This window comes from Mycoplana azooxidifex (genome assembly GCF_014196765.1).
In the GTDB taxonomy this organism is placed as follows: domain Bacteria; phylum Pseudomonadota; class Alphaproteobacteria; order Rhizobiales; family Rhizobiaceae; genus Mycoplana; species Mycoplana azooxidifex.
In genome coordinates this window covers 207,926-234,853 of record NZ_JACIEE010000008.1, presented here as the reverse complement: position 1 = coordinate 234,853, position 26,928 = coordinate 207,926, and the positions used below count along the sequence as shown (strand labels likewise).

General features: G+C 65.5%; 23 protein-coding genes and 1 pseudogene. 13 read left to right on the top strand and 11 right to left on the bottom strand.

What is annotated here, in order from left to right; translation table 11 throughout:
• Nucleotides 1-3 precede the first annotated feature (3 nt).
• The 5 genes from GGQ64_RS19885 to GGQ64_RS19865 all read left to right on the top strand — a co-directional run bounded on the left by GGQ64_RS19885 (nucleotide 4) and on the right by GGQ64_RS19865 (nucleotide 5,576).
• Nucleotides 4-519: a DinB family protein gene (locus tag GGQ64_RS19885; protein WP_183807063.1), complete on the top strand. Its 516-nt coding sequence runs from the start codon at nucleotides 4-6 to the stop codon at nucleotides 517-519.
• Nucleotides 520-645: 126 nt separating this feature from the next.
• Nucleotides 646-915 carry a hypothetical protein gene (locus tag GGQ64_RS19880; RefSeq protein WP_183807062.1) on the top strand — a complete coding sequence of 90 codons (270 nt, stop codon included), beginning with the start codon at nucleotides 646-648 and terminating at the stop codon, nucleotides 913-915.
• 229 nt (nucleotides 916-1,144) lie between these two features.
• A complete protein-coding gene (locus GGQ64_RS19875; RefSeq protein ID WP_183807061.1) occupies nucleotides 1,145-2,212 on the top strand; it encodes a GGDEF domain-containing protein in 1,068 nt (355 codons plus the stop codon).
• Between the two features lie 87 nt (nucleotides 2,213-2,299).
• Nucleotides 2,300-4,189: an ABC-F family ATP-binding cassette domain-containing protein gene (locus tag GGQ64_RS19870; RefSeq protein ID WP_183807060.1), complete on the top strand. Its 1,890-nt coding sequence runs from the start codon at nucleotides 2,300-2,302 to the stop codon at nucleotides 4,187-4,189.
• Between the two features lie 280 nt (nucleotides 4,190-4,469).
• On the top strand, nucleotides 4,470-5,576 hold the full coding sequence (locus GGQ64_RS19865) for a TRAP transporter substrate-binding protein (RefSeq protein ID WP_183807059.1): 1,107 nt from the start codon (nucleotides 4,470-4,472) through the stop codon (nucleotides 5,574-5,576).
• A 253-nt stretch (nucleotides 5,577-5,829) separates the two neighbouring features.
• On the opposite strand, the gene GGQ64_RS19860 is transcribed toward GGQ64_RS19865, so the two are convergent.
• Both GGQ64_RS19860 and GGQ64_RS19855 read right to left on the bottom strand, forming a co-directional pair.
• The gene (locus GGQ64_RS19860) at nucleotides 5,830-7,626 is read right to left on the bottom strand and encodes a TRAP transporter large permease (protein WP_183807058.1); all 1,797 of its coding nucleotides are present in this window, start codon (nucleotides 7,624-7,626) and stop codon (nucleotides 5,830-5,832) included.
• Entirely contained in the window at nucleotides 7,623-8,201 is a 579-nt protein-coding gene (locus GGQ64_RS19855) for a TRAP transporter small permease subunit (RefSeq protein WP_183807057.1), read from the bottom strand. Before GGQ64_RS19855 ends, GGQ64_RS19860 begins: the two co-directional genes overlap by 4 nt.
• 249 nt (nucleotides 8,202-8,450) lie before the next feature.
• On the opposite strand from GGQ64_RS19855, the gene GGQ64_RS19850 reads away from it, so the two are divergent.
• A complete protein-coding gene (locus GGQ64_RS19850) occupies nucleotides 8,451-9,377 on the top strand; it encodes a Gfo/Idh/MocA family protein (RefSeq protein ID WP_183807056.1) in 927 nt (308 codons plus the stop codon).
• Nucleotides 9,378-9,384: 7 nt separating this feature from the next.
• Here GGQ64_RS19850 and GGQ64_RS19845 read toward each other — a convergent pair.
• Nucleotides 9,385-10,830, bottom strand: a pseudogene (locus GGQ64_RS19845) (aminotransferase-like domain-containing protein).
• A gap of 118 nt (nucleotides 10,831-10,948) precedes the next feature.
• Here GGQ64_RS19845 and GGQ64_RS19840 point away from each other — a divergent pair.
• Nucleotides 10,949-11,812, top strand: a complete 864-nt coding sequence (locus GGQ64_RS19840; protein WP_183807055.1) for a DMT family transporter — start codon at nucleotides 10,949-10,951, stop codon at nucleotides 11,810-11,812.
• A gap of 10 nt (nucleotides 11,813-11,822) precedes the next feature.
• On the opposite strand, the gene GGQ64_RS19835 is transcribed toward GGQ64_RS19840, so the two are convergent.
• From GGQ64_RS19835 to GGQ64_RS19825, 3 genes are read right to left on the bottom strand one after another with little or no spacing between them, the layout of a single operon-like run.
• Nucleotides 11,823-12,272, bottom strand: coding sequence for a DNA polymerase III subunit chi (locus tag GGQ64_RS19835; protein WP_183807054.1), 450 nt, complete (start codon nucleotides 12,270-12,272; stop codon nucleotides 11,823-11,825).
• Nucleotides 12,273-12,278: 6 nt separating this feature from the next.
• Nucleotides 12,279-13,769 (bottom strand): leucyl aminopeptidase, encoded by a 1,491-nt coding sequence (locus tag GGQ64_RS19830; protein ID WP_183807053.1) that lies wholly within the window; start codon nucleotides 13,767-13,769, stop codon nucleotides 12,279-12,281.
• Nucleotides 13,770-13,823: 54 nt separating this feature from the next.
• The gene (locus tag GGQ64_RS19825) at nucleotides 13,824-14,024 is read right to left on the bottom strand and encodes a hypothetical protein (RefSeq protein ID WP_183807052.1); all 201 of its coding nucleotides are present in this window, start codon (nucleotides 14,022-14,024) and stop codon (nucleotides 13,824-13,826) included.
• Nucleotides 14,025-14,080: 56 nt separating this feature from the next.
• On the opposite strand from GGQ64_RS19825, the gene lptF reads away from it, so the two are divergent.
• The 6 genes from lptF (at nucleotide 14,081) to rsmA (ending at nucleotide 21,784) form a co-directional block, all read left to right on the top strand.
• Nucleotides 14,081-15,268 carry an LPS export ABC transporter permease LptF gene (gene lptF, locus GGQ64_RS19820; protein ID WP_183807051.1) on the top strand — a complete coding sequence of 396 codons (1,188 nt, stop codon included), beginning with the start codon at nucleotides 14,081-14,083 and terminating at the stop codon, nucleotides 15,266-15,268.
• On the top strand, nucleotides 15,265-16,344 hold the full coding sequence (gene lptG / locus GGQ64_RS19815; RefSeq protein WP_183807050.1) for an LPS export ABC transporter permease LptG: 1,080 nt from the start codon (nucleotides 15,265-15,267) through the stop codon (nucleotides 16,342-16,344). Before lptF ends, lptG begins: the two co-directional genes overlap by 4 nt.
• Nucleotides 16,344-18,686, top strand: coding sequence for an LPS assembly protein LptD (locus GGQ64_RS19810; protein WP_183807049.1), 2,343 nt, complete (start codon nucleotides 16,344-16,346; stop codon nucleotides 18,684-18,686). The genes lptG and GGQ64_RS19810 overlap by 1 nt, the downstream gene beginning before the upstream one ends.
• 223 nt (nucleotides 18,687-18,909) lie before the next feature.
• Nucleotides 18,910-19,854, top strand: a complete 945-nt coding sequence (locus GGQ64_RS19805; RefSeq protein WP_183807048.1) for a SurA N-terminal domain-containing protein — start codon at nucleotides 18,910-18,912, stop codon at nucleotides 19,852-19,854.
• A 59-nt stretch (nucleotides 19,855-19,913) separates the two neighbouring features.
• Nucleotides 19,914-20,954: a 4-hydroxythreonine-4-phosphate dehydrogenase PdxA gene (gene pdxA / locus GGQ64_RS19800; RefSeq protein ID WP_183807047.1), complete on the top strand. Its 1,041-nt coding sequence runs from the start codon at nucleotides 19,914-19,916 to the stop codon at nucleotides 20,952-20,954.
• Nucleotides 20,954-21,784 (top strand): 16S rRNA (adenine(1518)-N(6)/adenine(1519)-N(6))-dimethyltransferase RsmA, encoded by an 831-nt coding sequence (gene rsmA / locus GGQ64_RS19795; protein ID WP_183807046.1) that lies wholly within the window; start codon nucleotides 20,954-20,956, stop codon nucleotides 21,782-21,784. The genes pdxA and rsmA overlap by 1 nt, the downstream gene beginning before the upstream one ends.
• A 51-nt stretch (nucleotides 21,785-21,835) precedes the next feature.
• Here the strand turns inward: rsmA and gmk are convergent, their stop codons facing one another.
• From gmk to GGQ64_RS19770, 5 genes are all read right to left on the bottom strand, one after another.
• On the bottom strand, nucleotides 21,836-22,501 hold the full coding sequence (gmk, locus tag GGQ64_RS19790) for a guanylate kinase (protein WP_183807045.1): 666 nt from the start codon (nucleotides 22,499-22,501) through the stop codon (nucleotides 21,836-21,838).
• 3 nt (nucleotides 22,502-22,504) lie between these two features.
• Entirely contained in the window at nucleotides 22,505-23,392 is an 888-nt protein-coding gene (locus GGQ64_RS19785) for a YicC/YloC family endoribonuclease (protein WP_183807044.1), read from the bottom strand.
• Between the two features lie 154 nt (nucleotides 23,393-23,546).
• The gene (gene mltG, locus GGQ64_RS19780; RefSeq protein WP_183807043.1) at nucleotides 23,547-24,731 is read right to left on the bottom strand and encodes an endolytic transglycosylase MltG; all 1,185 of its coding nucleotides are present in this window, start codon (nucleotides 24,729-24,731) and stop codon (nucleotides 23,547-23,549) included.
• A 317-nt stretch (nucleotides 24,732-25,048) separates the two neighbouring features.
• On the bottom strand, nucleotides 25,049-26,308 hold the full coding sequence (gene fabF, locus GGQ64_RS19775) for a beta-ketoacyl-ACP synthase II (protein ID WP_183807042.1): 1,260 nt from the start codon (nucleotides 26,306-26,308) through the stop codon (nucleotides 25,049-25,051).
• A 106-nt stretch (nucleotides 26,309-26,414) separates the two neighbouring features.
• Nucleotides 26,415-26,651 carry an acyl carrier protein gene (locus tag GGQ64_RS19770; protein WP_097139127.1) on the bottom strand — a complete coding sequence of 79 codons (237 nt, stop codon included), beginning with the start codon at nucleotides 26,649-26,651 and terminating at the stop codon, nucleotides 26,415-26,417.
• Nucleotides 26,652-26,928: the final 277 nt, after the last annotated feature.

The window sequence follows — 26,928 nt, the reverse complement described above, 5'->3', positions numbered from 1 at the left end:
GACATGCTCGATCACTACAGGAACCTGGCCGCCTACAATGCCTGGGCCAATCGCGTCGTCTATGCCGAGGCCGCCTCGCTCTCGCCGCAGGCCTATCGCGAAAACCGCGGCGCCTATTTCGGCTCGCTGCACGGAACGCTCAACCACCTGCTCGTCGCCGACCGCATCTGGATGAGCCGCTTCACCGGCTCGAGCGATGCGCCGACCCGGCTCGATGCGATCCTGCACGAGGACGTCGACAGCCTGCGCCAGGCCCGGGTCGCCGAGGACCAGCGGATCATCGACTGGCTCGGTTCGCTCGACGAGGCCAGGCTCCGCCAGGAGGTCACCTACAGCCCGATCACGCATCCGACCCCGGTAAAACACCCGCTCAGCATGGGGCTTGCACATTTCTTCAACCACCAGACCCACCATCGCGGCCAGTGCCATGCGATCCTGACCTCGATGGGCAGGCCGAGCCTCTCGCTGGATCTCGTCTTCTTCATGCGCAACGAGGGCGCGAGCCTGCCCCGCGTCTGACATCCGCCGCGCGGGTCGGTTCTCTCCCTGTTACCCAAGTGACAGAGTTGCCCCGGTTGTGGTGCCATAATCGTTTCGCCGGAAAGCCGAAAGGCGCTTCCCCCACCCCGGCGATGAGGACGTGACATGGCGAGAAAAAGCGAAGAGTGGAGCGCGCTGCTGGGCAGCACGCTGTCGAAGATGGCGCTCGTGCGGGGCACGGACAGCCCGGACGCCTACCTGCCGGACGACTGCTTCGACGTGATCGAGAAGCTGCTTGCGGTGGCGATGGAAGAGGCGCGCGCGGAAGGCTATGCCGCAGCGGTCCGCGACACGCAGCAGGCGCGGGCGCGCGCCAAGGACGGCACCATCCGGCAGATAATCCGGGCCCTGCCGACGGTGCGGCTGTTCGCCTGATCCATGCGCGGCACCGGCGCGGCAGGCGACCGGTGCCCGCGGCCCTTCTCGGCCTAGCGAGTGTCGTCGCCGTCCCCTGTGATCGCGCAGGCGGGCGAGGATAGTGCCCGCGGCCATGGCAAGCAGGGCCGCAAGCAACGGGTTCTTAAGGCTTATCAGCTAGTGATTGTAGACGCCGGCCCTGATAAGGATCGGCGCGCCCCGCACGCTGCCCAAACACTGGTGAGCCATGACCGCAAAGGCGAATGCACCGGATACGCTTGCCCGATCGGCCGCCGTTTTGGCGAAGATCGCGCAGTTGATGACGCGGCTGGAGATCCCCGCGATCCCGCGCAACTACTCGCTGCTGCACGAGGCGCTGACGGGAAGCAACACAGCACTCGGCCGCGAGATCACAGCGCTCGGCAAGGCGCCGACGCAGGAGGCGCTGGACGCCATCGGCGTGCGCAACGGCCTGCCGGACCACAATTCGCTCGTGCTCGGCCACAGCGCCACCGACCTGATGCGCACCATCGCAGCCCTTGCGAGCGAGGCGGAGAGCGAGCGCCAGAAGCGCTCCAATGCGGTGACGCAGATCAACCAGTTGCTCGGACGCCTCAGGGCCGATCCGGTGATGGCCATGACGGATTTCGCAAGCCAGGCCGGCCTGCTCGTCACCTCCGTCGAAGCGCTGATCGGCAGCGAGAGCGTTCATTGCCAGCGGCTGGATGCGCTTGTCGCCCGGCTGGAGAACGTGGCAGCGGGTGCTGCGGCCAGCGAAACCGCGCTGCTGCACGACCCGATCACCGGACTTGCCAACCGCACCGCGCTGATGAACCGGCTGGTGGCGGCCTACGACGCCGAGGACAGCTCCGGCAGCGCGCTGCTCCTGATGCGGGTCGAGCGGCTGAAGGGCCTGTCCGACAGCCATGCGGCCGGCGCCAGCGAAGAGGCGTTGAAGCAGATCGCCACCATCTTCCGCAAGTCGATCAAGAAGCTCGACTACGTCGCCCGCGTCGGCGGCGACGGCTTCGCCTTCCTGTTCGACAAGGTCGACCACGACAGCGCCGTTCTGATCGCCGAGCGGATCCGCCATCGCCTCGAGACCGAAGTGTTCCGCATTTCGGGCCGGGACTACCTGCCCGGCACCCTCTCGCTCACCGTCGGCGCCGCGTTCACCGACGATGCGCAGAACGGCAACGAGCTCTACCGGCAGGCGATGCTGGCGCTGGAGGCCGCAAACGAGAGCGGCACCTGCGTCTATTCGGTCGAACTGACCGAACTCGCCGGGCGCAACTACCGCCGCGACGTCGCCTGAAGTCACGCTGAAGTCAGGCCGAAGTCAGGCCGAAGCCGGGCGGCGCCTCTTGCGCAGGTGCGGTTCCCCACCCTATAGACGCCGGTCATGATCACGATTTCCGGCCTCTCCGCCCGTATCGCCGGGCGCCTGCTTCTCGACAATGCGTCCGTCTCGCTGCCGTCCGGCACGAAGGCGGGCCTGGTCGGACGCAACGGCGCCGGCAAGTCGACGCTGTTTCGCATCATCACCGGCGATCTCGCCGCGGAAGCCGGCTCGGTTTCCCTGCCGAAGAACGCCCGCATCGGACAGGTGGCGCAGGAGGCGCCGGGGACGGACGATCCGCTGATCGAGATCGTCCTTGCCGCCGATAAGGAGCGCGCGGCCCTTCTGCAGGAGGCGGAGACCGCCACCGACCCGCACCGGATCGCCGAGATCCAGACGCGGCTCGCCGACATCGGCGCGCATGCGGCCGAAGCACGCGCAGCCAGCATCCTCGCCGGCCTCGGTTTCGACCACGAGGCGCAGCAGCGGCCCGCGAAGAGCTTTTCCGGCGGCTGGCGGATGCGCGTGGCGCTGGCGGCCGTGCTCTTCTCCGAGCCGGACCTGCTGCTCCTCGACGAGCCGACCAACTATCTCGACCTCGAAGGGACGCTGTGGCTGGAGGACTACGTGCGGCGCTATCCGCATACGGTGCTCATCATCAGCCACGACCGCGACCTGCTCAACACCGCCGTCAACGCGATCGTTCATCTGGACCAGAAGAAGCTGACCTTCTATCGCGGCGGCTACGACCAGTTCGAGCGGCAGAAGGCGGAAGCCGACGAATTGCAGATGAAGGCAAAGGCCAAGAACGAGGCCGCAAGGAAACACCTGCAGAGCTTCATCGACCGCTTCAAGGCCAAGGCCACCAAGGCGCGGCAGGCGCAGAGCCGCGTCAAGGCACTGGAGCGGATGGGAACGGTCGCAGCCGTGATCGAGGATCACGTGCAGGGATTCACCTTCCCCGAGCCGGAGAAACAGCCCGCATCCCCGATCATCGCCGTCAGCGGCGGGGCCGTCGGCTACGCGCCCGGCAATCCGATCCTGAAGCGGATGAACCTGCGTATCGACAACGACGACCGCATCGCGCTCCTCGGCTCCAACGGCAACGGCAAGTCGACCTTCGCCAAGTTCATCTCCGGCAAGCTTTCAGCCGAGAGCGGCGAGGTGAAGACGGCGCCGGGGCTGAAGATCGGTTTCTTCGCCCAGCACCAGTTGGACGACCTGGTCCCGACCCAGAGTGCTGTCGAGCACGTGCGCCGGCTTATGGTGGACGCGCCGGAAGCGAAGGTGCGCGCGCGCGTCGCCCAGATGGGGCTTGCGACCGAGAAGATGGACACGCCGGCGAAGGACCTTTCCGGCGGCGAGAAGGCGCGGCTGCTGATGGGTCTTGCCGCCTTCGACGCGCCGAACCTCCTGATCCTCGACGAACCGACCAACCACCTCGACATCGACAGCCGCCGGGCGCTGATCGAGGCGCTGAACGACTATCAGGGCGCCGTCATCCTGATCTCGCACGACCGCCACCTGATCGAGGCGACCGTCGACCGGCTGTGGCTGGTGAAGGACGGCACGGTCGCAAGCTTCGACGGCGACCTGGAGGAATACCGCACGCTGATCGTCGGCGGGCCGAAGCCGAAGGAAGACAAGGCGCGTCCCGTCCTGACCGACGACGGCCTGTCCAAGGCCGACCAACGCAAGGCCAATGCCGACCGGCGCGCCTCGCTGGCGCCGCTGAAGAAGAAGATCAACGACGTCGAATCGCTGACGGCGAAGCTCGAGAAGCAGATCCAGGTGCTGGACGGGGAACTTGCCGACCCGCAGCTCTACGAGAAAAGCCCCGCCAAGGCGGCACAGAAGGCGAAGGAGCGCTCTGACGCAGCCGACAGGCTCGCAGCGGCCGAGGAGCACTGGCTGGAGCTCTCGTCCGAGTACGAAGAGGGCATGGCCGGATAGGCCCGCCTGCCCGGTCTTGCGTGGGCGAGGCGGCACACCCTCATAGCCGGCATCAGCGCCTGCGCACTCCCCCGCCAGGCCGTCGCCGTGGGCCCCGTTTCCGAAGCCGGAAACGCCCAAAAAACATGCAGATGGGCGCGGCCACACCGATTAGACCAAAGTCGTACGGCCCGGCATCGGGGTAAATCGCGCCGCGCGCTTGAAACGCGTGATCCGCCATGGTTAGGTTCGCGACGAAAACGAAGGGGCTCGGGAGGCCCCTGCAATCGGGAGGAAGATAATGGATCGTCGCTCATTCATGAGAAAGGCCGGTGCTGCCGGCGTGGGAGCTGCTGCGGCAACCGCACTCGCCGCGCCTGCGCTGGCGCAGACAGCCCCCAAGATCAACTGGCGGCTCGCCTCGTCGTTCCCCAAGTCGCTCGACACGATCTACGGCGGCGCCGAGGTGATCTCGAAATACGTTTCCGAAGCGACCGACGGCAATTTCCAGATCCAGGTCTTCGCCGCCGGTGAACTCGTCCCCGGCCTGCAGGCGGCGGACGCCGCTTCCGCCGGCACGGTCGAGGCCTGCCACACGGTATCCTACTACTACTGGGGCAAGGACCCGGTCTGGGCGCTCGGCGCCGCGGTTCCCTTCGCCCTCAACGCGCGCGGCATGAACGCCTGGCAGTATCACGGCGGCGGCATCGACATGTTCAACGAGTTCCTGGCGACCCAGGGCCTCGTCGGCTATCCCGGCGGCAACACCGGCGTGCAGATGGGCGGCTGGTTCCGCAAGGAGATCAAGACCGTCGCCGACCTGCAGGGCCTGAAGATGCGCATCGGCGGCTTCGCCGGCAAGGTTGTCGAGCGGCTCGGCGTCGTGCCGCAGCAGATCGCCGGCGGCGACATCTATCCCTCGCTGGAAAAGGGCACGATCGACGCCGCGGAATGGGTCGGCCCCTATGACGACGAGAAGCTCGGCTTCTACAAGGTCGCCCCCTACTACTACTATCCCGGCTGGTGGGAAGGTGGCCCGACGGTCCACGCGATGTTCAACAAGGCCGCCTATGACGGCCTGCCGAAGAACTACCAGTCGCTGCTGCGCACCGCCTGCCAGGCAGCCGACGCCAACATGCTGCAGAAGTACGACTGGCTGAACCCGGCGGCGATCAAGCGTCTTGTCGCTGCAGGCGCCAAGCTGGCCCCGTTCTCGCCCGAGATCCTCTCGGCCTGCTTCGACAAGTCGAACGAGGTCTATGCGGAGATCGAGGACACCAACCCGACCTTCAAGAAGATCTGGGACTCCATCAAGGCCTTCCGAGGCGAGTACTTCCTCAACGCACAGATCGCCGAATACAACTACGACACCTTCATGATGATCCAGCAGCGCGGCGGAAAGCTCTGACGCTGTTCGCAGATGCGGCACGAGGGAACCCCGGGGCGCTTCGTCGCCCCGGGGTTTTTCGTTGGTAAATCAGGACCTCCCGGCGAGCAGGCGTGCCCCGGCCTCTCCATGAGACGCGACGCCCCGGTCGCGGCCTTGGCGTGATCCTTCGAGCCGATCGGAAGATTGAAAATCGCCATCAGGCCGTCGCCGGTCGACAAACGAGAACGGGCCGGCTTGCACCGGCCCGTCCCGCCATGTCCATTCGCTGCCGTCAGTTGAACGACGGTGGCTGGCTCAGATCATTGGCCGGCGGGGTTTGCGGCTGTGTCTGCGGCTGACCACCATCGGGAGCTGCCGGCGGCTGTTCGAGCGGGTTGCCGCCCGGAAGCTGCAGGCCGCCGGGAAGGCCGAGGCCGCCGCCGTTGTCGGGCAAGCCGAGCCCGCCGCCCTGCCCGCCGAAGCCCGGCACCTCGATCTTGATCGTCGAGGGGTCGACCACAGCGGCGTCGCCCTTGTAGTGCAGGACCATCTGCGGGAACATGATCGTCAGCGCCACCATGACGATCTGGATGCCGACGAAGGGAACCGCACCCCAGTAGATCTGGCCCGTGGTCACCGGCGCCGTCATCTTGCCGGTCACCTTGTCGAGATAGGGCACGCGGGCGGCCACCGAGCGCAGGTAGAAGAGCGCGAAGCCGAACGGCGGATGCATGAAGCTCGTCTGCATGTTGATGCCGAGCAGCACGCCGAACCAGATCAGGTCGATGCCGAGCTTGTCGGCGGCCGGCGCGAGCAACGGCACGATGATGAAGGCGAGCTCGAAGAAGTCGAGGAAGAACGCCAGGAAGAAGACCAGCACGTTTACGGTGATCAGGAAGCCCGTTTCGCCGCCCGGCATCGAGACGAGCAGGTGCTCCACCCACAGATGGCCGTTCACGCCGTAGAAGGTCAGCGAGAACACGCGGGCGCCGATCAGGATGAACATCACGAAGGCCGAAAGCCTGGTGGTGGATGTGAGCGCGGATCGAACCACATCGAGGCTGAGCCGCCCCTTTGCCGCGGCCATGACGAGCGCGCCGACGGCCCCCATGGCGCCGCCTTCGGTCGGCGTCGCAATGCCGAGGAAGATCGTGCCGAGCACGAGGAAGATCAGCGCCAGCGGCGGGATCAGCACGATGATGACCTGCTGCGCAAGCCGGGACATCGCGTTGATCTTCAGGGTCTTGTCGAGGAGCGCCACGACATAGATGAAGGCGACCCCGACGGTGCCGCCGAGGATGTCGGCGTTCTCGCCCTGGGTCGGGTAGAGAAAGACATGGGCGACGTAGGCGATTGCGACGGCAACGACGAGCGCGATCAGAAGCGACGTCACCCCCGAGCCCAGCGAGCGGGCCTCGGGCGGTAGCGCCGGCATCGCATCCCGCTTGAGGAAGGTCATGAGCAGGATGTAGAGCATGTACAGGCCGGTGAGCACCAGACCGGGGATCAGCGCGCCGGCATACATGTCGCCGACCGACCGGCCGAGCTGGTCGGCAAGAACGATCAGGACGAGCGACGGCGGAATGATCTGGGCGAGCGTGCCGGATGCGGCGATGACGCCCGAAGCGATGGAACGGTCATAACCGTACCGCAGCATGATCGGCAGCGAGATCAGCCCCATGGCGATGACTGAGGCCGCCACGACACCAGTCGTTGCCGCCAGCAGCGCGCCGACGAAGATGACCGCGTAGGCGAGACCGCCACGAATCGGGCCGAAGAGTTGGCCGATCGTATCCAGCAGGTCCTCCGCCATGCCCGAGCGTTCGAGAACGATCCCCATGAAGGTGAAGAAGGGAATGGCGAGCAGCGTGTCGTTGGACATCACCCCCCACAGCCGCTCCGGCATGGCGTTCAAAAGCGGCCAGGACAGGTTGATGGAGTCGGATAGCGGCGCGAGTTCCACGCCGATGACGAAGAAGAGCAGGCCGTTCGCAGCCAGCGCGAAGGCGACGGGGTAACCCAAGAGCAGGAACACGATCAACGACACGAACATGATCGGCGCGAGGTTCTGCGCGATGAATTCGATCATGGACGGGTCTCCTGTGCGGGAATGTCGATGTCGAGCGGCGCATGCGTCGGAACGAAGGGCGTCGGATCGTCCATGTCGCCGCGCATGATGGCGATCTTCTTGATGATTTCGGACACGCCCTGGGCTGCGAGCAGCACGAAGCCTGCGAGCAGGATGGCCTTGGCCGGCCAGACGATCAGGCCGCCGGCACTGGACGAACCTTCGCCGGAGCGGAAGGACATCGTCACGTAGGGAACGAGATAGTAGACCATCAGCAGGACGAAGGGCATCAGGAAGAAGCAGTGACCGAAGAGGTCGATCCAGTGCTGCGTCCTGCGCGAGAATTTCCCGTAGACCACGTCGATGCGGATGTGCTCGTTCTGGCTCAGCGTATAGGCGGCCGCGAGCATGAACGCGCCGCCGAACAGATACCACTGGGCCTCGAGCCAGGCGTTCGACGAGACGTTGAAGACCTTGCGCACGACAGCGTTTCCGGCGCTGACGAGGACGGCGACCAGAATCAGCCAGGACACCGCCTTGCCGATCCTTTCCGTAACAATATCAATAATTCGGCTGAGGCCGAGCAGCGCTCCCATTGCATTCCTCCCCGCATGGCTTTGTTGCTTCACTTCTTCGCCTTGCACAGCCAGAGTGCGCATTTCAAGCCCGGGTTCAAGCGCAAAGGCCGGTTTTCCCGGCAGGAAGAGCTGGATTAGACGAAAGGCGAATAGAGCGGCGGCGCCATTGCACAATGGTTAGGCAGCCATCGGAAAAAGACGCTCTTGCCGCTGCCGTTCATTCTGTTAAAACACGCCACAATCATCATACAAATCGAGCGAAACACCATGTCCCCGATCCATCTCGCCATCGTCGGCGTCGGCAAGATCGCCCGCGACCAGCACCTGCCCTCGATCGCCAAGAACCCCGACTTCAAGCTCGTAGCCGCCGCCAGCCGCCACGGCACCGTCGACGGCATCGACAACTTCAAGTCGATCGACGAGATGCTGGAGAAGGTTCCCGCCATCCAGGCCGTCTCGCTCTGCATGCCGCCGCAGAACCGCTACGAGGCCGCCCACAAGGCGCTTTCGGCCGGCAAGCACGTGTTCATGGAGAAGCCGCCGGGGGCGACGCTGAGCGAGGTCGCCGACCTAGAGGCGCTCGCCGACGCCAAGGGCCTGTCGCTGTTCGCCAGCTGGCATTCTCGCTATGCGCCGGCGGTCGAGGCGGCAAAGGCGTTTCTCGATTCCACGATCATCCGCTCGATGAAGGTCGTCTGGAAGGAGGATGTCCGCCACTGGCATCCGAACCAGGAGTGGATCTGGCAGGCGGGCGGCCTCGGCGTCTTCGATCCCGGCATCAACGCGCTGTCGATCGTCACCCACATCCTGCCGCGGCCGGTGTTTATCACCAAGGCCACGCTGGAGTTCCCGGAAAACCGCGACGCGCCGATCGCAGCCGGCATCACGTTCACCGACGCGCACGGCCTGGACCTGACCGCCGAGTTCGACTGGCGCCAGACCGGCAAGCAGAGCTGGGACATCGTCGCTGCGACCGACGACGGCGAGATGGTTCTCTCCGAAGGCGGGGCGAAGCTTTCGATCGACGGCGTGCTGAAGCACGAGGAACCGGAGCAGGAGTATCCGATGCTCTACAAGCGCTTCGCCGAGATCGTGCAGGCCGGCAAGTCCGACGTCGACCTCGCGCCGCTGCGCCACGTCGCCGACGCCTTCATGCTCGGACGGCGCAAGTTCGTGGATGCATTCTACGACTGAGGCTGCTTCAATCCGGGCCTGGTACGGCGGTTGGGGAACGGCTCACCCCCTTCCGAGGTGCGTTCTTCAGGACGTCCGCAAGGACCCGGTAAATGCGTGGATCGAGCGTGTGGGCTACGTTGAACCGCATGAAGTTCGCAGCGCCGTGCGACACGCTGAACACATTTCCCGGCGCAAGCACGATGCCTTCCTCGCGTGCGGATTGGGCGATCTGCGTCGAATCCAGGTCCTCCGGAAGCCGGCACCAGAGATTGAAGCCGCCCCGCGGCAGGAGCCAGGGTTCCATGCCGAGTCCATGTAGCCGGTCTGCCACCTCCCGGCGTGCCCTCACCAGTCTCTGTCGCACCTCCTCCATGTGCTTTCGATAGCCTCCGCCCGCCAGCACATGAGCGATCAACTCGGCTGCGACAGGGCTCGGACCTCCGAAGTTCGTCGCGACCTGCAGGTCCACCAGGCCCTCGATCCAGTCGGCACGCGCGGCGATTTATCCGCAACGCACCGAAGCCGACAGCGTCTTCGAGAAGCTGCCGATTCGGATCACGCGGTCCAGGCCGTCGAGCGTGGCAAGGCGCGTGGACGGCGCCGGTTCGAAATCGGCGAAAATGTCATCCTCGACGACAATCAGATCGTGCTGGACGGCCAGGTTCAGCAGTCGGTGAGCGCACTGGGGAGAAAGCGTCGCACCCGTCGGGTTGTGAAGCGCCGAATTGGTGATGTAGAGGCGCGGACGTTCGGCGCGCAACAGGGCTTCGAACGCCTCGACATCCGGCCCGGACGGCGTATAGGGCACGCCCCTGACCTTGACCTGATGCGCGCCGAGCAAAGCCCGGAAATTGAAATAGCAGGGATCGTCGACCACGACAGTGTCGCCCGGACGCAGCACGAAGCGGCAGACCAGGTCGAGCGCCTGCGTCCCGCTGCCCGCCAGCATCAGGTGCGCCGGTTGCGCCCCGATCCCCTCCTCCGCCAGATGGTTCAGAAGAATGCGGCGCAACGCCGGAGAGCCGCGCGTGCTGCCATAGTACGACAGGAGTTCGTCAGCGCCGCGCGCCAGGGACCGCATGGCGCGCCGGAGCGCCTCGTTCGGCATCCAGTCCGAGGGAAGCCAGCCGCATCCCGGTTTCAACACCGCCTCGTCGGAATCGAGCGATTGCCGCGACACCCAGAACGGGTCAACCGCTCTGGCACGCGGCGACTGGGTGTCCGCAAGCCTGAGCGGCGGCAGGGCATTGCTGGATACGAAGAAGCCCGAGCCCCTCTGGGCGCGGATCAACCCTTCGGCGGCAAGACGATCATAGGCCTCGACCACCGTGGAGGGCGAGACGCCCATCGTTGCGGCAAAGCTGCGGACCGATGGCAGGCGATCTCTTGCAGCAAGGGCACGGGCGGCGATCCTCGTCCGGATCGCCTCCATGAGATCCAGCGTCCGTTTTCCCGCAACTCGACGCGGCATGGCTAGCTCCGATCAATTGTACTGGTCATTTTACTAATACAGTTTCCCGCAATCGTACTGATCTGTGCCTGTCCTTGCCAGTGCCTTGCGCCTAGAAGAGGCAAGAAAGCGAGGCGGCATGAGAACATCCATGGCAGGTTGGGGGAGCGGGCTGATCGGCGTGATCATCTTCAGCGGATCGCTGCCTGCGACACGTGTCGCCGTATCGGATTTCTCTCCGCTGTTCCTGACGTCGGCGCGGGCGGTTATTGCCGCATTGCTGGGTGCTGCCCTGCTCCTCGCGCTTCGCCAGTCCAGGCCCGCCGCCGGCGATCTGCTGTCGCTGGCGCTGGTCGCTCTCGGCGTCGTGGTCGGCTTTCCGCTGCTGACGGCGCTGGCGCTGCAGCACATCACCTCTGCCCATTCGATCGTCTTCATCGGGCTGCTTCCACTGGTAACGGCGATATTCGGCGTGCTGCGTGGCGGCGAGCGACCCAAGCCGGCCTTCTGGCTGTTCTCCGGGCTCGGCAGTGCCATGGTGGTCGGCTACGCCGCGACGTCCGGCATCGAGGTGTCGATGACCGGCGACCTGCTGATGATTGGCGCGATCGTCGCCTGCGGGTTGGGCTATGCGGAAGGCGCGAAGCTGTCGCGGAGTTTGGGAGGATGGCAGGTCATATCCTGGGCCCTCATTCTTTCGCTGCCACCGATGGCGGTCATCGCTCTGGCCACACTTCCGCACACATGGCACCGCATCGCCGGCCTGTCGTGGATCGGCCTCGCCTACGTGTCCGTGTTCAGCATGCTCATCGGCTTCGTCTTCTGGTATCGCGGCCTTGCCGTCGGGGGCATCGCGGGGGTCGGGCAACTGCAGCTGCTCCAACCCTTCTTCGGCCTGCTGCTGGCGGCAGGGCTCCTGCATGAACAGGTGAGCGGGATGATGTTCGTCACCACCCTCGCCGTCGTGCTGTGCGTCGCGGGCGCACGACGATACGCTCGCTGACGCCCTCGCCTTACGCCTTCTTCACCCAGCGCCCGTCGCTGTTCTGCTGCCAGTAGGTCAGCTGGTGCCCCTCGGCTTTCAGGCGCTTCCAGTGGCCGCGGGCGGCGTCGAGTTCAGGCTGGTCGTGGCCGTCGAACATGAAGATGACGCGATCGTAGGCTTCGAGCGGGGGCGGCTCGGCGCCATCGACGAGGAAGCGGACGGTTGCGGCATTGGCATTGTCGGGGCCTGTCGTCAGCAGCACCGGCTGGTCGGCGGGGTTCGGCTGCTCGTCGGTGCCGTGCGGCAGGAAACTCTCCTCGCGCCAGGTCCACAGGTGCGTGTCCAGCGCGTCACGCCGCTCCGGCGTGCCGGTCTGGACGACGACCCGCCAGCCGCGTTCGAGGCTCTTGTCGAGCAGCGGCGGCAGGGCGTCTTCCAGCTTCGATTCGGTCAGGTGGTAGAACAGGATCTCGCTCAACGCGGGTCAGCTCTCGTACTGCGACCGCACCAGTTCGTCGAGCAGCCGTACCCCGAAACCCGACCCCCAGGACTGGTTGATCTCGTCGGTCGGCGAGCCCATGGCGGTGCCGGCGATGTCGATGTGCGCCCAGGGCGTGTCCTTGACGAAGCGGTGCAGGAACTGGGCGGCGGTGATCGAGCCGGCAGAGCGTCCGCCGGTGTTCTTCATGTCGGCGAACTTGCTGTCGATCATCTTGTCGTATTCCTTGCCGAGCGGCAGGCGCCAGACCCGCTCGTTGGTGACAAGGCCGGCCGCCGTCAGGCGCGACGAAAGCGTGTCGTCGTTGGAGAACAGGCCGGCATGATGGCTGCCGAGCGCGACCATGACCGCACCCGTCAGCGTCGCCAGATCGATCATGAACTGCGGCTTGAAGCGGTCGTTGCAATACCAGAGCGCGTCGCACAGGACGAGCCGGCCCTCGGCATCGGTGTTGATGACCTCGATCGTCTGCCCGGACATGGAGGTGACGATATCGCCGGGGCGCTGGGCGTTGCCGTCCGGCATGTTCTCCACCAGGCCGATGATGCCGACGGCATTGACCTTGGCCTTGCGGGCGGCGAGCGTGTGCATCAGGCCGATGACGGCGGCCGCGCCACCCATGTCGCCCTTCATGTCCTCCATGCCGGCCGCCGGCTTGATCGAGATGCCGCCGGTGTCGAAGACGACGCCCTTGCCGACGAAGGCGATCGGCTTGTCCTTCGGCTTGCCGCCGTTCCACTGCATGATCCCAAGCCGCGGCGGGCGGACGGAGCCCTGGGCCACGCCCAGCAACGCCGCCATGCCGAGCCGCTTCATCTCGCGTTCCGTCAGAATCTCAACCTCGACGCCGAGCTTTTCCAGCGCCTTCGCCTTTGCGGCGAACTCGACGGGACCGAGAACGTTGGCCGGCTCGTTGACGAGATCGCGCGCAAGCAGGACGCCGCCGGCAATCGCCTCGCTCTCGTCATAGGCCTTCCTGGCCGCAGCCGCAGCCGCCGTCACGATGGTGACCTTGATGGCCTTCTTGCCGTTGGCCTTCTGCTCGTCGTCGTCCTTCTTCGTCTTGTAGGTGTCGAACCGGTAGGAGCCGAGCAGCAGGCCGAGGGCGAAATCGGCAGCCGCCTGGCCGCCGACCTCGACGCCCGCCGCATCGAGATAGATCGACACCGATTCGGCATCGCGGACCTTCCCCGCCGCAACGCCGCCGGCCCTCAGCCAGTCGTGCGCGGCAATCTTTTCGGGATCGCCGAGGCCGATCAGGATGATTCGGTCGAACGGCGAGCCGTGCGGCGCGACGATATCGAGGCTCTTCAGCGCCTTGGCCTTGAAACGCCCGACATCCGCGGCCCGCGCGACGACGCCGGCCGGATCGACCTCGGGTGCGGCCCCGATCGCGTCCGGCGCCTGCAGGACGATCGCAGTCCCGCCGGTCGGCTTTACCGCCTTTACAAAATTGACATCGAACTTCTGGGACATGGTCTGCTCCAAGGGTATGCGATCGGGCGATCCGGTCGCCGGCGGCCTGAATTCTCAGGTTGCGAAGATGACTGTCGGCAATTCCTTGTCGCTTTTGCGGCGCTTGGCAAGATGCAGCGCCCGGTTTAAAACCGGACGTGCGGGTTTGTTCGCGGCAAATTTCCATGGCATAGGGGCCGCGCCGGTCTGGCGTCGGCCGAATGACGGCCTATATGCGTCGAGCGTTTTCGCGATCGGCGGATCGATCGGCTTCAACCGGGTGACCGGACGACCAAGACACAACAGGAACGGGACTCCGGTTCGGAACAGATATGAAGCTGATTGAACGCTACATCCTGCGACGCACGTCGCTGATGTTCCTCGCCACGCTCCTGCCGCTGCTCGGCATCGTCTGGACGACCCAGGCGCTGACGAACGTCAACCTCGTGACCGACAGCGGCCAGTCGATGCTGGCGTTCCTGAAGCTCGCCACCCTGATCCTCCCCTCGGTCATCCCCATCATCCTGCCGTTCGCCTATGTCATCGGCGTGTCGCAGACGCTGACGGCGATGAACGCCGATTCGGAGCTGACGGTGCTGAACGCGGCGGGCAGTTCGCGGATGATGATCATCCGCCCGGTCATGTATCTCGGGATCGCGCTCAGCCTCATTTCCTTTGCGGTCGACAATTTCGTCGAGCCCTATTCGCGCATGGCCGTGCGCCAGATGGTCGCCACCGCGCATGCCGACATGCTCTCCTCGGTGATCCAGGAGAACGCCTTCCGCAAGGTGACAGACGGGCTCTACGTGCAGGTCACCCGTCGCAAGGGCGGCGGCGTGCTCGAGGGCCTGTTCGTGGCCGACACCCGCGATCCGAAGGTGGAATACGTCTACTACGCCCGCGAAGGCGCCATCGACGAGAAGACCTCGGCGCTGGTGATGAACGACGGCGAGGTGCACCGGAAGCTTCCGAACGGCGACGTCTCCGTCATCAAGTTCGATTCCTACGCCTTCGACCTCGCAGACCTGACCGAACGCGCCGGCGAGGCGACCATCCGCGCCAAGGACCGCGACCTGTGGTTCCTCATGAACCCCGATCCGGAAGACGACCAGGTCAAGCGCAACCCCGGCGCGTTTACGGCCGAGCTTCACCGCCGCTTCACCGAGTGGACGCTGCCGATCCTGTTCGGCCTGGTGGCGCTCGTCGGGAGCGTCGACGCCCGCTCCCACCGCGAGGCGCGTGTCCACCCGATGATTTCGGCGCTGCTGGTCGCACTCGCCATCCGCTGGGCGATCTTCTACGCCGGAAGTGCGGCCGAATCGTCGCTGCTGGCGATACCCTTCATGTACCTGATCCCGGTCGGCGTAGCCGCGCTGGCTGTCCGCCAGCTGTCGCGCCACAAGAGCCTCGAATTGCCCGCCTCCTGGCGGACGCGGCTGGTCGACCTGAGCGACAGGCTGACGGCGCGCCTGCCCGGGCGAGCCGGCGCCGCGCCCACGAGCAACGGACCGCAGCCATGATCCCTACCCTCGCCCTCTATTTCTTCCGGCGCTACATCGTGACGACGATCTGGTTCCTGATCGGGATCTTCGCGCTCGTCTTCATCATCGATTTCAGCGAAACCGCCAGCCGCATGGGGGGCCTGCCGAAGTATACCGCCTTCAGCGGGCTGGTGATGACAGTGCTGCGCATTCCGATGATCCTGATGCAGACCATCCCCTTCGTCGCGCTCTTTTCCGGCATGGCGGCGCTGATCTCGCTGAACCGGCGCTACGAACTGGTGGTGACGCGGGCGGCCGGCGTCTCGGTCTGGCAGTTCCTGCGCCCCTTCGCCATCGGCGCGTTCCTGTTCGGCGTACTGGCGGTGACCGTGCTCAACCCCATCGCCGCCTGGGGCACGCGCCAGGCGCAGGTGCTGGAGGCGGAGTGGGGCTCGAACAAGAAGTCGTCCGGATCCGGCATCCCCTGGATCCGCCAGCGCCACGACGGCGACGATGCGATCATCGGCGCAAAGGCGGTCGAGGACGAGGGCACGCGCCTGCTCAATGTCAGCATCATCCATTTCGACAAGGACGGCCGCATCAGTTTTCGACAGGACGCCGATTCGGCTATCCTGAAAGATGGTTACTGGGAGCTTAACAACGTGCTGGAGACTCGCAGCGGCGAGTTGCCCAGGCGTTCCCCTTCGGCACAACTCGAAACCAATTTGAGACAGGAGTTCGTCCAGGAGTCCCTCGAAAAACCTGATTCCGTTTCGTTTTTCAGCCTGCCGCGGAAGATCGAAGCCGCGAAGTCGTTCGGTTTCGCCACCGAGCCGCTCGAAACGCAGCTCCATTCGATGCTTTCGCTGCCGCTTCTCCTGGTTGCAATGACCCTGATCGCCGCTAGCGTATCGTTAAAATTTAGTAGGTTTAATCAATCACGTGCGGTGATTCTGGGTGGCATACTCTCCGGCTTCATGCTTTATGTCGTCACCGTGCTTGTGAAAGCATTCGGAAGCAGTGGAATAGTCCCACCGTTTGTTGCGGCCTGGCTCCCAGTTGTCGTAGCAATGTCGCTGGGTGCAACGATCCTGCTGCACCAGGAGGACGGCTAGTGGCGGCAGGCAACCGCGAACGTAAGACTTGGATCGCGACCGCGCTGCTTGCCGGTGTAGCCCTGTGCGCGCTTGCGCCCATGGCTTCGCTGCCGGCGCGCGCGCAGTCTCCCAATGTCGATCAGCTCGCACCCAACATTCCGCCGGATGCCAAGCTCATCCTGGCAGCCAACGAACTCGTCTACAACCGGGACGCCGACACGGTGACCGCGCGCGGCGCGGTGCAGATCAACTATGGCGGCTACCAGCTCGTCGCCAAGCAGGTGATCTACGACCAGACGACCGGCCAGTTGCGCGCGGTGGGCGACATCGAGTTCATCGAGCCGACCGGCAACAGGGTCTTTGCGCAGGAACTGACCCTTTCCGACGATTTCGCCAACGGTTTTGCCAACTCCCTGCGCATCGAGACGACCGACCTGACGAAGATCGCGGCGACCAGCGGCGAACGCGTCAATGGCGAGGAGATGATCCTCAACCACGGCGTCTACACCGCCTGCACGCCCTGCGCGACCGACCCGACGCACCGCTCGCTCTGGCAGATCAAGGCCGAGCGCGTTGTGCAGAACGGGCGCACGCACACCGTGCGGCTCGAGCATGCGCGCTTCGAGATGTTCGGCAAGCCAATCGCCTATTTCCCGATGCTCGAGGTCCCCGACCATACGGTCAAGCGCAAGACCGGCGTGCTCTTCCCCAAGTTCAGCTTCACGCAGAAGCTGGGGCTCGGCGTCGGCGTCCCCTACTACATCGCCATCGCCCCCGACATGGACGCGACGATCACGCCCAACGTCTATACGAGCCAGGGCTTCCTGCTCGAGGGCGAATTCCGCAAGCAGTTCCACAGCGGACTCGTGACATTGCGCGCGGCCGGCATCAGCCAGATGCAGCCCGAGCGCTTCACCGACGGGACGAGCGACCGGGAAGTGGACGGGCGCGCGATGATCGCCACGCAGGGCGACTTCCAGATCAATCCGCGCTGGGCCTTCGGCTGGGAAGTGATGTCCCAGACCGACAACAACTTCGCCCGTACCTACGACCTGTCGGGCTATGACGACCGCATTATCCGCAACCAGGTCTACCTGACCGGGCTCGGCAAGCGGAACTTCCTCGATCTGCGCGCCTTCTACTTCGACGTCCAGGACGCCGATCCGGACGATGTCGCCGAGCGCCAGCAGGCGATCCCGCAGACGCTCGACTACGAGTACATCGCGCCCAATCCGGTCCTCGGCGGGCAGCTCAGTGCGACCGTGAACCTGACGAATGTCGAACGTGATCGCCTGGATCGCGATCACATAGGCACGTCCTGGCGCTTCCCCGGCCTTGAGGGCGGGACGTCGAGGCTGACGGCCGAACTGGAATGGAAGCGTCAATACGTGGTGCCCGGCGGCCTGGTGGTGACGCCGCTGGTCGCAGCCCGCGGCGATGCGCTGCGCCTCGACATGAGCGATCCGGGCTTCCGCTACGACGGCAATTTCGACACCGACGACAGCGCGACGCGCGGCATGGTGACCGCCGGCCTCGAGGCGCGCTACCCGATCCTGGTGACGACCGACAACAGCAGCCACGTGTTCGAGCCGATCGCGCAGGTCTATGTCCGCCCCGACGAGCAACTCGCCGGCGGCCTCCCCAACGAGGATGCGCAGAGCTTCGTCTTCGACGCGACCTCGCTGTTCGAGCGCGACAAGTTCTCCGGCTTCGACCGGATCGAGGGCGGCACCCGCGCCAATGTCGGCATCCGCTACACGGGCAGCTACGACAACGGCTACACGTTGCGCAGCCTGTTCGGCCAGTCCTACCAGTTGGCGGGCCAGAACTCGTTTGCGACCGACGATCTCGTCAATGCGGGCGCAAATTCCGGCCTCCAGTACGACAGCTCCGACTATGTGGGGATGGCCGGCATCGACACGCCGCTCGGCTGGGCCGTCTCCTACAGCGCCCGCATGGACCGCAAGGACATGTCGGTGCGCCGCACCGACGCACGGGTCGGCTTCCAGGACTATCGCCTGCAGGCAGCGATGACCTATACGCGCATCGCAGCCCAGCCGGACTACGGCTTCCCGGAAGACAACGACGAAGTGCAGACCATCGGCGCGCTGAAATTCCGCGACTACTGGTCGGTGTTCGGTTCGCTGACCTACGACATCAACAACAGCAACCTGGCGCGCAGCGGCATCGGCCTGACCTACGACGACCGCGACACGATCTTCTCGATCGTCTACGAGAACACCCGCGACACCGGCTCGACGATTGCGAACGACTGGTCGATCGGTGCCCGTCTGAGCTTCCGCACGCTGGGCGACATCAACGTCGGCGATACGACCCTCGACGGGTTTGACGATTACTGAGCAGACAAGCCCGCTCAGACCGCACTTGTCATCGTTTGGCCGCATGTATTATGCAAATGGCCGCGAGAAGGACGTGACGCGCGGGAAAAGTTCATTTGCGCAATCTCGCGTAGAGGAAATTGCGGGAGCAGCGCGCAGCGGCACACTGCAGCGCTCTCCGGACCGGTACGCCGGCATCCCGACAGGATGCGGACGGCAAGCCGAGCCACGGAAAGGGACGGGCATGACGAACATGATGTCAATGATGCGGGCAATGGCACTCGGCACGGTCATCCTTGCGACCGCCGCAGCCGTCGCGCCGCCCTTCGCAGGTCCGGCCGCCGCTGCGGCCACCGGGGTCGAGGCCGTCGTGAACGGTTCGGCCATCACCTCGGGCGACGTCGCCCGCAGGGCAGCCTTCCTGAAACTCCAGCGCACCAAGAGCACGCGCGATATCGCGCGCCAGCAGTTGATCGACGAGACGCTCAAGCGCAGCGAGATCGCCCGGCAGCGGATGTCGGTCAGCACGGCGGACGTCGACGCGTCCTATGCGCGCTTTGCCGCCAGCAACAAGATGACGACGGACCAGCTCAACAAGATCCTCGACCAGGCCGGCGTCGGCTCGGATCACTTCAAGCAGTACATCGCCGTGCAGATGAGCTGGCCGCGGGTGGTCAATGCCCGCTACGGCAACGGCCCCGGCGGCAAGTCGCTGGTGGAGCGCATGCAGGAAAGCGGCGGGCAGAAGCCGTCGACCACCGAATATTTCCTGCAGCAGGTGATCTTCGTTGTGCCGGAGAAGCGCCGAAACGCCATCCTCGGCAAGCGCCAGGCCGAAGCGGAAGCCTCGCGCTCGAAATATCCGGGCTGCGACGACGCCAAGATCTTCGCCGCGACCATGCACGACGTATCGATCAAGGAGCTCGGTCGCGTGCTCGCGCCGCAGCTGCCGGAAGACTGGAAGCCGCTGATCGAGAAGGCCCAGGGCAACACGACCGGCACGCGCGTGACGCCGCGTGGCGTCGAGTATCTCGGCATCTGCAAGAAGCGCGAGGTCAACGACGACATGGCTGCCGAAATGGTTTTCCGCGCCGAGGAACTCGGCAAGAGCGGCGGCGAGAAGGACGACAGCAACAGCCAGAAATATCTCGACGAGCTGCGCAGCAAGGCGCAGATCGTAAACCGCTGACCCCTTAGAGCATCGGTGCGCACCGTCGCGCCGGCGCGCCCTGGACAGAAACCGCATCCATGACCGCTGTGACCGCTCCCCCGCTGGCCCTGTCGATGGGCGATCCATCCGGGATCGGTCTCGACATCACGCTTGCCCTGTGGGGTTCGCGTCGCGCCCTCGGCCTGCCGGCCTTCCTTTTCATCGGCGACCCTGATGCGCTTGCAGACCGAGCGAAGGCCCTGGGAACAGAGGTGTCGATCGCCGAGGCTGCGCCCGAGACCGCCGCGTCCGTATTCGACGATGCCATTCCCGTCCTGCCGGTCCGCCTGGCCGAGCTGGCTGTGGCCGGAGCGCCGTCGTCGCGCAATGCCGGCGCGATCATCGGCGCGATCGAGACCGCGGTGACGCTGGCCATGGCGGGACGGTGTTCGGCGGTCGTGACGAACCCGATCGCCAAGGCGGTGCTGTACGAATCCGGCTTCGCCTTCCCCGGACACACCGAATATCTCGCCGACCTTGCCGCGCGCGCGACCGGCCGGCCGGTCCTGCCGGTCATGCTGCTTGCCGGACCGAAGCTGCGCAGCGTTCCGGTGACGATCCACATCCCGCTCAAGGACGTTCCCGCTGCGCTGACCGAGGATCTCGTCTTCGAGACCGCGCGGGTGACCGCGCAGGATCTCCGGCAGCGCTTCGGCATCGCCTCGCCGCGGCTGGCCGTGGCCGGCCTGAACCCGCATGCCGGCGAAGGCGGGGCGCTGGGGCTGGAGGACAACGCCGTGGTGGCGCCGGCGATCGCCCGGCTGAAGGCTGCGGGCATCGATGCCTTCGGACCGCTGCCGGCCGACACCATGTTCCACGAGGCCGCCCGCGCCACCTATGACGTGGCGATCTGCATGTATCACGATCAGGCACTGATTCCGGCCAAGGCGCTCGGCTTCGACGATTCGGTGAATGCCACGCTCGGCCTGCCCTTCATCCGCACCTCGCCCGACCATGGCACCGCGTTTGCGCTGGCCGGGACCGGCCGCGCCAAGCCCGACAGCCTGCTGGCCGCGCTCCGGCTCGCCCACGAGCTCGCCCTGCACGAAGGCGCAGCCGTTGCGCGAGGCGAAGGCTGATGGCCGCAATCGACGGGCTGCCGCCGCTGCGCGAGGTGATCCAGCGCCACGGGCTGGACGCAAAGAAATCGCTGGGGCAGAACTTCCTGCTCGACCTCAACCTGACCCAGAAGATCGCCCGCACCGCCGGGCCGCTGGACGACTGCACCGTCATCGAGGTCGGTCCCGGACCGGGCGGGCTGACGCGCGCGATCCTGTCGCTCGGGGCGAAACGGGTGATCGCCATCGAGCGCGACGCCCGCGCCCTGCCGGCTTTGCAGGAGATTTCTGACCACTATCCGGGCCGCCTGACCGTCATCGAGGGCGACGCGCTGAAGGTCGATTTCGAGGCGCTGGTGCCGGCGGGTGAGCCCGTCCGCATCATCGCCAACCTGCCCTACAACGTCGGCACGCAACTGCTCGTGAACTGGCTTTTGCCGAAGGCATGGCCGCCGTTCTACCGGTCGCTGACGCTGATGTTCCAGCGCGAGGTGGGCCTGCGCATCGTGGCGCAGGAGGACGACGACCACTACGGCCGCCTGGGCGTGCTCGCCGGCTGGCGGACGCAGGCGCGGCTCGCCTTCGACGTACCGCCCCAGGCCTTCGTGCCGGCGCCGAAGGTCACCTCGTCGGTGGTCCATCTGGAGCCGATCGAACACCCCCTGCCCTGTGCGGCCCAGGCGCTGGAACGTGTCACCCAGGCCGCCTTCGGCCAGCGCCGCAAGATGCTGCGCCAGAGCCTGAAGCCGCTCGGCGGCGAGGTGCTGCTGGCGAAGGTGGGAATCGACCCGCAACGGCGCGCCGAAACGCTGTCGGTGCAGGAATTCGTGACGCTGGCGAATGCGATCTGACGGGTGGCCCGCCGCGCCTGTTCTGACGAGCACTGCCGCAGGGGCGGGGCGTCATTGCACAGGTTCCTCCGTCAAAAGCCTGGAGACGAAGTCGAACATGCCGTGACGGCGGTCGCGGCGCAGGCGCTCGGCCTTGACGATGCTCTGCACGGCGTCGAAGGCGGCCGTCAGGTCGTCGTTGAGGATCACGTAGTCGTATTCGTGCCAGTGCTCGATCTCGGCGCGCGAATTGGCCAGGCGCGTCGCGATCACCTCCTCGCTGTCCTCGGCGCGGCGATGCAGGCGCGACTGCAACTCGGTCATCGACGGCGGCAGGATGAAGATCGAGACCACGTCGGCCGCCATCTTCTCCTGCAACTGCTGCGCGCCCTGCCAGTCGATGTCGAACAGCATGTCGCGGCCGGCCGCCATCGCCTCCTCGACCGGCTTGCGCGGGGTGCCGTAGAAATTGCCGTGCACCTCAGCCCATTCCAGCAGCGCGTCGGAATCGCGCAGCATGTCGAATTCGCCCCGGTCGATGAAATGGTAGTGGCGGTCGGCGATCTCGCTCGGGCGGCGCTGGCGCGTGGTCACGCTGATCGACAGGTCGATGCCGCTATCGCCTTCCAGCAGGTTGCGCGCGATCGTCGACTTGCCGGCGCCCGAGGGCGAGGAAATCACCAGCATCAGCCCGCGCCGGGCAATCTGGATCGGTTGGGACTTCTGCGGCGCGGTCATGGCCTACTCCAAATTCTGTATCTGCTCGCGGAACTGGTCGATCACGACCTTGAGTTCGATTCCCGCGGCCGTGACGGCGGCGGCGTTGGACTTGGAGCAGATGGTATTCGCTTCCCGGTTAAATTCCTGTGCAAGAAAATCCAGCTTTCGCCCTACCGGGTGGTCTGCGGCCAGCAGATCGTCCGCCGCACTGACATGGGCGCCCAGCCGGTCGATCTCCTCGCGCAGGTCCGCCTTGGTGGCGAGCAGCACGGCCTCCTGGTAGAGCCTGTCGCGGTCGAGCCCGCCGTTGCCCTGCATCAGCATCTGCACCTGCAGGGCAACCCGCCCGGCGATCGCCTCGACGCTGCGGCTCTCGTCAGCCTCTATGAGGGCGGCAAGCTCGGCGATCCGGTCGACCTGGCCGGCAAGCACCTGCTGCAGCGCCCCGCCCTCTCCCTGCCGCATGGCCAGCAGGCGCTCGATGGCGGCATTCAGGCCGCCGGAAATATCGGCGTCGCGGCGCGCACGCTCGTCCTCGCTCTCCTCGGCTTCGCGGAAATCGACCACGCCGCGCACCGAAAGCAGCGTGTCCAGCCGCAGCGGCGCCGGGTCGACGATGCCGGCAAGCTGCTCGCGCAGCGCCAGGATCGCCGACAGTGCCCCCTGGTTGACGACCGGCTGCACCTGGGGCTCGGCGATCGAGACCGAAAGGCCGATCTGCATGTTGCCGCGGGTGAAGACGGCCGCCGCCTTCTGCCGTACGGCCGGTTCGAAATGCTCGAAGCCCTGCGGCAGGCGGATGCGCAGGTCGAGCCCCTTGCCGTTGACCGAGCGCAGCTCCCAGGCCCAGCGACAACGGCCGCTCGTTCCCTCGCTTCGCGCGAACCCGGTCATGGATTGCAAAGGCATGGCGATCTCCGCTCGAGCTGGATGCGGCGCCTCGCGGAATCAGCCGCAGCGCGCTCCCTTTCTTATAGCTCTTTCCAGGAGGAAAAGCGTGGGTCGCGTCGATAACACACAGCGGATGACGCGGACGGGGGCGAACGCGCCGCCCCCGATCCGGTCACTGATTGGTCGTCTGCCCGGCGTCCGGCGCTTCCTTGGCTGCTTCGGCAGCCTTCTCGGCCTCCAGCTTGCGCCACCGGCGGACGTTGGCGTTGTGGTCGTCGAGCGTTTCGGCAAAGGCGTGGCCGCCGGTGCCGTCGGCGACGAAGTAGAGGTCCTTGGTCCTTGACGGGTTGGCCACCGCCTCGAGTGCTGCGCGGCCCGGATTTGCGATCGGCGTCGGCGGCAGGCCCCTGATGACGTAGGTGTTGTAGGGCGTCTGCTTTTCGATGTCGGATTGCAGGATCGACCGGTCGGCCGGCTTTCCGTCGCCGCCGAAGATCCCGTAGATGATCGTCGGGTCGGACTGCAGGCGCATGTTCTTCTCGAGACGGTTGATGAACACCGAAGCGACGCGCGGGCGCTCGTCAGCCCTGCCCGTCTCCTTCTCGACGATCGAGGCGAGCGTCATCAGTTCGGCCTCGGTTGCGATCGGCAGACCGTCGTCGCGCCGCTCCCAGATCTGCGTCACCAGCGCCTTCTGGGCGCCCAGCATCTGCTGGAGGATGTCGGCGCGCTTGGTGCCGCGGGAGAACTTGTAGGTATCGGGCATCAGCGAGCCCTCGGCCGGAAGCTCGGCGGGAAGGTCTCCCTCCAGCACCGGATCGTCGGAAAGACGTTGGAACACCTGCTTGACGGTCAGGCCCTCGGGAACCGAGACGCTGTAGAGGATGGACTTGCCCGACTTCAGCAGTTCCAGGACGTCGTGCATCGAGGCGTTGGCGCGGATCTCGTATTCGCCGGCCTTCAGCACCTCGTCCTGCAGATAGATGCGGCTCATGCCGCGGAAGACGCGGCTGTCGGAGATGACATTGTTGCGCTCGAGACTGGCTGCGATCTCGTTGAGGCCGGCGCCGCTGCGAACGATGAAATTGGTGTTGGTCTCCAGCGGACCGGGCCTCTCGTAGGTGTCGAGCGCGTAGTAGAAAATTCCGGCCGCCGCCACCGTGACCAGCACGACGACGGTCATGAGGAAATTCAGGAAGATGATCAGCTGGCTGCGCGCCTTGCGCGAGCGGCGCGGCGGGTGCGGGACCTGCTCCGGACGCAGCACCTCGTTCGCGGACTTCGGGATGATCGGACCCTTGTTGGCACTGTCGCCGCGACCGAAGGACATGTCGCTGGAATCGTTGTTGTCGCTCACGAACACTCCTCGAATGATCTGGCCATGTTGGTCCGTTTCTCCCTGCCCGCGCGCACCCCGCGACATTCGGGCGGGGAAGAATCATGCGCAGATCTTTATTTTATCAGCGTCCCGATGACCCCACACGAACGCGTGATGCAATAGGGCAGACCAATACGGCAAAAACAGGAACGGAACCCACCCGGCAGGCGGGATCCGCAGTCGTCGGTGGTGGTGCTGCCGGCGAGGCGAATGCATCGCCCGCACCGGAATTCGCCCGGCATCCTATGACCGAACGGCCCAACGCCGCGGCCTATTCGCCGCGACGTGGAGACGGATCAGGCATAGCGGCGCAGGACCAGCGAAGCATTGGTGCCGCCGAAGCCGAAGGAATTGGAGAGCGCCACGTTGATCTCGCGACTGCGTGCCTTGTGCGGCACGAGGTCGATGGCCGTATCGACCTCCGGATTGTCGAGGTTGAGCGTCGGCGGTGCGATGTTGTCGCGGATGGCGAGTGCGCAGAAGATCGCCTCGACGGCGCCGGCAGCACCGAGAAGATGCCCGATCGCCGACTTGGTCGACGACATCGAGATATTGGCCGCATGGTTGCCGACCACCCGCTCGACTGCGCCGAGTTCGATCGTGTCGGCCATGGTGGAGGTGCCGTGGGCGTTGACGTAGTCGATGTCGCCCGCCGACAGGCCCGCGCGCTTCAGCGCCATCTGCATGCAGCGATAGGCCCCGTCGCCGTCTTCGGAAGGCGCGGTGATGTGATAGGCATCGCCCGACAGGCCATAGCCGACCACCTCGGCATAGATCTTGGCGCCACGGGCCTTGGCGTGTTCGAGTTCCTCGAGGACGACGATGCCGGCGCCCTCGCCCATGACGAAGCCGTCGCGGTCGCGGTCATAGGGGCGCGACGCCCTGGTCGGCTCGTCGTTGTACCGGGTCGACAGCGCCTTGCAGGCGGCGAAGCCGGCAAGCGCCATGCGCGAGATCGGCGATTCGGTGCCGCCGGCAACCATCACGTCGGCATCGCCCAGCGCGATCAGCCGGCTGGCGTCGCCGATGGCATGCGCGCCTGTCGAGCAGGCGGTGACGACGGAATGGTTGGGGCCGCGCAGCTTGTGGCGGATCGAGACCTGGCCGGAGGCGAGGTTGATCAGGCGGCCGGGAATGAAGAAGGGCGAGACGCGGCGCGGGCCCTTGTCGCGCAGGATGAGGCCTGCCTCGACGATGCCTTCGAGGCCACCGATGCCCGAGCCGATCATGACGCCGGTGGCGATCTGGTCCTCGTCGGTCTTCGGATGCCATCCGGCATCATCGAGCGCCATCTCGGATGCAGCCATCGCATAGATGATGAAGGGATCGACCTTGCGCTGTTCCTTCGGTTCCATCCATCGGTCAGCGTTGTAGGTGCCGCCGGTTCCGTCGCCGGTCGGGATGTAGCACGCGATCCGGGCGGGAAGATCCTCGAATTCGAAACCGGATACCTGGCGCGCACCGCTCTGGCCATCGAGAAGGCGTGACCAGGTTATTTCGGTACCACAGCCCAAGGGAGATACCATGCCGGTACCTGTGATAACGACACGTCTCATCGTCTATGACCACCCTATGTCATTTCCTGGACCGAGGCGGCGCGCACGGGTGCATACCGCAAGCGGGGTCGCGACGGGCCCTGTTCGGGCCCGTCGAAAAATGCAATCAGGCCTGGGCCTTCTCGATAAACTTGACGGCGTCGCCGACCGTCAGGATCGAGTCTGCGGCATCGTCCGGGATTTCGACGCCGAATTCCTCTTCAAAGGCCATGACCAGTTCGACGGTGTCGAGCGAGTCCGCGCCGAGGTCATCGATGAAGCTTGCGCCTTCGCTGACCTTATCGGCGTCAACGCCCAGATGATCGATCACAATTTTCTTTACGCGTTCTGCGATATCGCTCATGTCGGATTCCTCGACCTTTGTTTTTTATCGATGCCTTCACGGCATCGGGGCACTCAACCAAGCCCGGCTGCAAGAGCCATACCGGGCAATTCTTTTCAACCGTAGATGCGCCCGGGCGCCATTGACGAGCGCCGCACAAAGCCTGCATTGTCCGGTCGACTGCTGACAGTCATGGCCGATTAACACGGTTTAAGTCTGCCGCAAAGTCCGAAAATCGCCGGGCAAGGCGCGGTCAACATGCTATTTTCGCGCGACAACCCGGTCTTTTCGCCACCGC